The sequence below is a fragment of the Dyella sp. AD56 genome, from assembly GCF_002878475.1.
Taxonomy (GTDB): domain Bacteria; phylum Pseudomonadota; class Gammaproteobacteria; order Xanthomonadales; family Rhodanobacteraceae; genus Dyella.
Window position 1 is genome coordinate 64,000 of record NZ_NRDP01000031.1, and the last position, 6,000, is coordinate 69,999.

Consider the following 6,000-nt stretch of genomic DNA (forward strand, 5'->3'; position numbering starts at 1 on the left):
TTCAGTGTACTGAAAGGCCGCGAGTGGGATGGGTCTAGTGCAGGATAGGCAAGCGCCGGTAAAGGTATATAACCCGGCGCCGCTCCTTCTTAGCGGCCAGCTTGAGCCAGCATGGAATCGAGCACTTCCGTGATGAGGCGCTGCTTCGCCTTGGGCAACTGACTGACCAGCTCCAACTGCCGTTGCAGTTTGGGAGCGGGGCCGCGCTTGCCGGCGGTCTTTGCCGATGCGCTACCGAGCAAGTCTTCCATCGCGACATCCAGCGCCTTCGCCACGACCGTGAGCGTCGCCACGGCGATGCGCACCGTGCCGCCCTCGTAGTGGGCGAGCGTCTGCTGAGCAATGCCCAAGGTCTTGGCCAACTCGACCTGCGTGATGCCACGCGCTTTGCGGTGCTCAGCAATGCGTTGGCCCAGTTGTTCGTAGAAGGCGCGGTCAGCGGGGGCCATGAGGGTATCTGGCAGAAAGGACGTGCTGGCAAGCATAGGCAGTGATCCTCGGGTGGCGAGTTGCCAATACTCGTATTACGGGTACTCTGCCAGCGAGTTATTTTTCTCCAAACCCCCTTGACAGGTTTTTGGCCGGAGACCGTTTTTGATGGCCCGTATCCCCGAGCACGAGATCGAGCAGCTCAAGCGCGAGGTGTCGCTGGTCCGGCTGGTCGAGGCTGATGGGATCGCCCTGACCAAACAGGGCAAGGACTATGCGGGCCTGTGCCCCTTCCACGACGAGACGACGTCCTCGCTGATCGTGACGCCGACGAAGAACCTGTATCACTGCTTCGGCTGCAACGCGGCCGGCGGCCCGATCGATTGGATAATGCAGCGACGTGGCGTGAGTTTCCGGCACGCGGTCGAGCTGTTGCGCGAGGGTCTTCCTTTAGCCGCTGGGGTGGAGGCATCGCCCGTGACGCGCTCAACGGTGCGCACGTTGGCTGCGCCGCTGGCCACCGACACCGAGGACGCCGAAGCCATGCAGCGCGTGGTCGGGTTCTACCACCAGACCTTGAAGGGCAGCGAAGATGCCCTGGCGTACCTGACGGCTCGCGGTCTGACGCATCCCGAGCTGATCGATCACTTCCAGCTGGGCTACGCCAATCGCACGCTGGCCTATCGCTTGCCGGAAAAGAACCGCAGCGCGGGCGCCGCGATGCGCACGCAGCTGCAACGGCTGGGCATCCTGCGCGAGAGCGGGCACGAACACTTCAACGGCTCGCTGGTCGTGCCGGTGTTCGACGCAGCGGGACGTGTGGTGGAGTTGTACGGCCGCAAGCTGCTGGACAACCTGCGTGCCGGCACGCCCAAGCACCTGTATCTGCCCGGCCCGCATGCCGGCGTGTGGAACGCCGCCGCGCTGACCGCCTCGCGCGAGATCATCCTGTGCGAGGCCTTGATCGACGCGATGACGTTCTGGTGTGCCGGCTATCGCCACGTCACTGCCGCTTACGGCGTACACGGCTTCACCGACGAGATGCTGGCTGCGTTCCAGCAACATCGGGTGGAGCGGGTGCTGATCGCTTATGACCGCGACGACGCCGGCAACCAGGCCGCCGAGGCGCTGGCTGAAAAGTTGATGGCCGTCGGCATCGATTGCTATCGAGTGCTGTTTCCCAAAGGCATGGATGCGAACGCCTACGCGTTGCGCGTGCAGCCGGCCGGTCGCAGCTTAGGTCTCGCGTTGCGTCAGGCCGAATGGATGGGGAAGGGGCGTGCACCGACGCGACCGCGCGTGCTCGATGCGGCCATCGATCTGCCGTCCGCCGTGATCGCGGACGGCCATGACTCAACGGCACCGACCCTCGAGGCCGAACTCACCATCGAGGCCGCGCTGCCCGCCTCACCACTGCCCGACGCGCCGTCATCATCGACGCCGGCCTACCAGGTCGTCGGCGAGGAAATGCGCCTGCTGCTAGGCGACCGCTTTTATCGCGTGCGTGGCCTGCCGACCAAGCCGCTGCCCGAGCAGCTGAAGGTCAACCTGCTGGTCAAAGACCCGGCCAGCGAGGGCTATTACGTCGATACGGTGGATCTCTACAGCGCGCGGCAACGCCAGGTGTTCGGCAAGCAGGCCAGCCTGGAAGTGGGCGCGAGCGAGGAGGCGATCAAGAAGGATCTGGGCCAGCTGATTCTCGCGTTGGAAGGTTGGCAGGAGCAGCAGCTCGTGCAGGCCCGTCAGGCGCAAGCGCAGGCCACGCTGAGCGACACCGATCGCGCCGCCGCGCTGGACCTGCTGCAAACGCCGGACCTGATGGCCCGCGTGCTCGATGACTTCGCCCGCTGCGGCGTGGTGGGCGAGGCGGTGAACAAGCAGGTCGCCTATTTAGCGGCGGTCTCGCGCAAGCTGGATCGTCCGCTGGCCGTGATGGTGCAAAGCTCCAGCGCCGCCGGCAAGTCGTCGTTAATGGATGCGGTGCTGCGTTTCGTGCCGCCGGAAGAACGCGTGCAGTACAGCGCGATGACCGGGCAAAGCCTGTTTTATCTGGGCGACAAGGATCTGCGCCACAAGATCCTGGCCATCAGCGAGGAAGAAGGCGCGAGCCAGGCCAGCTATGCGCTGAAACTGCTGCAGTCCGAAGGCGAAGTATCGATTGCCAGCACCGGCAAGAATGCCCAGACCGGCCAGCTGGAAACGCAGGAATACCGCGTCGAAGGTCCGGTGATGCTGTTCAGCACCACCACCGCGATCGACTTGGACGAGGAGCTGTTGAACCGCTGCCTCGTGCTCAGCGTGGACGAATCGCGCGAACAGACCCAGGCCATCCATGCGCAGCAGCGCCTGCGCCGTACGCTCGATGGGCTGCGGGCCAGCGAAGACAAGGCCCGCTTGACCGCGCTGCACCAGAACGCGCAACGCCTGCTGCGCCCGCTGAAAGTGGTCAATCCGTACGCCGAGCGACTGACCTTTCTCAGTGACAAGACGCGCATGCGCCGCGACCACGAGAAATACCTCGCGTTGATCGACGCCATCGCCTTGCTGCACCAGTGCCAGCGCGAGGTGAAGCGTGAGCAGTACCACGGCGCGGTGATCGAGTACGTCGAGGTGAGCGTGGCCGATATCGCGCTGGCCAACCGCCTTGCGCACGCGGTGCTGGGCAGCACCTTGGATGAACTGCCGCCGCAAACGCGGCGCCTGCTGGGTTTGCTCACGACGTGGCTGCGCACCGAAGCGGCACAGCAGGGCTGCTTACCGTCCGCATTGCGCTTCACACGCAAACAGGTGCGCGAGGTGACCGGCTGGGGACAGACCCAGCTCAAGGTCCACCTGGGCCGCCTGGAAGACATGGAATACCTCGCCGTGCATCGCCAGCCCTTCGGCAAGGGCATCGCCTACGAGCTGCGTTTCGATGGCGAGGTGGCCAGCGATACGCCGCACCTGATGGGCCTGATCGATGCAGCCAGTTTGCATGCCTACGACGACGAAAAGTCGGGGCGTGCCAATGCATCGTCGGGGTCAGATCGGCCCGTGGTCGGTACGGCATCGGCCGTGGATCGGTCGCCTGAAACCCTGGTGCAGGCCAATGACACCGCCGTTTCGGCTGCGTCCGTGCCGCCAACGCGGGAAACCGCACGTCAGGGTACGCGCCATGCATCGCATCGTAGTGATGGAACGCTTTCTTTAGCTGCTGCTCCGGCGTGATCCGATGGCTCGCCGCACCGCGCATCGCTCGCGTTTCCTGACGCCGGTCGGCAACCCCGCCGATCCCGAAGGCCTGTTTGCCTACCTGCAGCGCTACCTGGAACACCTCGGCATCAAGGGCTACACCGAGGCCGGCATCCACAACACCGAGCGCTACGTGCGCGCGTTTATTCGCTGGTGTGAGCCCCGCGCGCTGACGCGGCCGACCGAGATCACCAAGCCGATCATCGAGCGCTACCAGCGGCATTTGTTCTATCACCGCAAGGACAACGGCGAGCCGCTCAGCGTATTCAGCCAGCGCAGCGCCTTGGTGCCATTGCGTGGCTTTTTTCGCTGGCTGACCAAGCAAAATTATCTGCTCTACAACCCGGCCAGCGATCTGGAATTGCCACGCCTGAAACGCGTGTTGCCGCGGCACGTGCTAACCGAGGCGGAAGCCGAGCGCGTGCTGGCCCTGGCCGATGCGCGCACGCCGATCGGTATCCGCGATCGGGCGATGATGGAGGTGCTGTACTCCACCGGCTTGCGTCGCATGGAGCTGGCCAACCTGCGTGTGTACGAGATCGACCGGGCGCGCGGCCTAATATTCGTCAATCAGGGCAAATGGCAGAAGGATCGCTGGGTGCCGGTGGGCGAGCGGGCGATGGCGTGGGTGCAAACGTATCTCGACCAGGTGCGCCCGCAGATCGTGATGCCGCCGGACGATGGCACGTTGTTCCTGACGCGGGCCGGCGTGCCGTTCAACGAAGCGTGGCTCTCCACCACCGTCTCGGCGTATGTGCAGAAGGCCAATCTGGGCAAGCAGGGCGGTTGCCATTTGTTCCGGCACACCATGGCCACGCTGATGTTGGAGAACGGGGCCGACATCCGATTTATCCAGGCCATGCTCGGCCACGCCGACCTCAAATCGACGCAGATCTACACCCACGTCGCGGTCACGCAACTGAAGGCCATCCACGAGGCCACACATCCGGCCAGGCCGCGCAATGCGGCCTCGAAGAGCATCGATGCGTCTTCCGACGCCGATGCGTTGTTCGCGGCGCTCGATGCCGAGCGCGAGGCTGACGCGGAGTTCTGACGCACTCGCGACCGCTTCGGCGTGCGGTCCTGTCCATTGCCTTGCAGCCAAAAATGCACGTCGGGGGTTGCGACTTTTCCGCGCGACATCCCGGTCGTTTTCGTTCCGGCTAACGCCTTGCCTTGGCTGAGAAAACGCGCGTCTTGATTGGCGAACGCATGTCAGTCGATTCCGTTTGGGAATGCGTTGGGGAATGCCGCCATCGCGGGGATGAGTAGCCCAGGCGCAGCACAGACATCTATCCGGCAGGGCTCAAGTCCGGACTGGAATAACGCGCTATCCACGTACAATGCAGAGGGTGCGTCAGGTTGGCGGGAGCAAAATGCCGCGATGAGCTATGCACTGAATAGCAGCTCTTCCGTGGCAGCGGTCAATGGTGGTGGCGATACAGGCGGGGACTACCTGAGCCTGAAGGCCTCGTCGATCGACGACTTGTATAGCGCTGCCCAGGAGCTTAAAGCCACCGGCGCTCCCCAGGTGAGCTTCAGCACAATGTCGACCGATCAGGTCGAGTCGTATGTGCACGATTACAGCGAGCTAGGGATTTATCAGCCTGATGCGCAGACCCTAGCAACGGTCAATGTGACACCGACGGCGGAGGACATGGCAGCTGCCGGCCTTGGAAATGCCGGTGGTGGTTACGAGTTTGGCGGTACGCATGGCATCTCCGACACGGAGGCATTCTTTACCTTCAATCGGGCAGGTCAGTTCCTGAGTGGTGTGGGGCACCAACTCAAGGGAATGGCGACTAGCTCGATGATGGTCAATCCGCTGACGATGCCGGTCGTGTTGCCTCAGATGGTGAACCAGCTGAGTGATCGCTACACCCAAGCCTATAGCCAGGGCCAACTGGGTGACGCCGTGCTACAGGATGCGGGCGGTGCGGTTCACGGACTTGTGATGTCCACGCCCGTGGGTTTCATCAAAGCGCTCAACGAAAAGGATACGATGGGCGGGATGGAGCGGCTGGGTTCGTCGACGGTGGACGCGGCGATGTGTGAATCGCCCCGGTTTTCGCGGAGGCTATTTGGTTTAAGTGATCATGCGGCCTGCACCAAGTCGGAAGCCAGCTGACGGTAGTAGTTAGCTTCGGCCTCGGCGGGTGGAATATACCCGATGGGTTCGAGTAAGCGTTGGTGGTTGAACCATGACACCCATTCGAGCGTGGCCAGTTCCACCGCTTCTCTGGTTTTCCATGGTGCTCGGCGGTGAATCAGCTCGGCCTTGTAGAGCCCGTTGATGGTCTCGGCCAACGCGTTGTCATAGCTGTCGCCCTTACTGCCCAC

Annotated in this window: 5 protein-coding genes; 3 read left to right on the forward strand and 2 right to left on the reverse strand. The window is 63.3% G+C overall.

The annotated features are described in order from the left end of the window. Positions 1 to 89: 89 nt before the first annotated feature. Positions 90 to 449 carry a helix-turn-helix domain-containing protein gene (locus tag DyAD56_RS19845; RefSeq protein ID WP_199179055.1) on the reverse strand — a complete coding sequence of 120 codons (360 nt, stop codon included), beginning with the start codon at positions 447 to 449 and terminating at the stop codon, positions 90 to 92. Positions 450 to 597: 148 nt separating this feature from the next. Between DyAD56_RS19845 and DyAD56_RS19850 the strand changes: the two genes are divergently transcribed. The 3 genes from DyAD56_RS19850 to DyAD56_RS19860 all read left to right on the forward strand — a co-directional run bounded on the left by DyAD56_RS19850 (position 598) and on the right by DyAD56_RS19860 (position 5,788). After that, a complete protein-coding gene (locus DyAD56_RS19850; RefSeq protein ID WP_102304570.1) occupies positions 598 to 3,636 on the forward strand; it encodes a CHC2 zinc finger domain-containing protein in 3,039 nt (1,012 codons plus the stop codon). Positions 3,637 to 3,640: 4 nt separating this feature from the next. Further along, the gene (gene xerC / locus DyAD56_RS19855; protein WP_102304571.1) at positions 3,641 to 4,714 is read left to right on the forward strand and encodes a site-specific tyrosine recombinase XerC; all 1,074 of its coding nucleotides are present in this window, start codon (positions 3,641 to 3,643) and stop codon (positions 4,712 to 4,714) included. A 330-nt stretch (positions 4,715 to 5,044) separates the two neighbouring features. Next, positions 5,045 to 5,788: a hypothetical protein gene (locus tag DyAD56_RS19860; RefSeq protein ID WP_102304572.1), complete on the forward strand. Its 744-nt coding sequence runs from the start codon at positions 5,045 to 5,047 to the stop codon at positions 5,786 to 5,788. Here the strand turns inward: DyAD56_RS19860 and DyAD56_RS19865 are convergent. Then, on the reverse strand, positions 5,755 to 6,000 hold a 246-nt coding region (locus DyAD56_RS19865), incomplete at its 5' end, for an integrase core domain-containing protein (protein ID WP_146010576.1). The genes DyAD56_RS19860 and DyAD56_RS19865 overlap by 34 nt on opposite strands.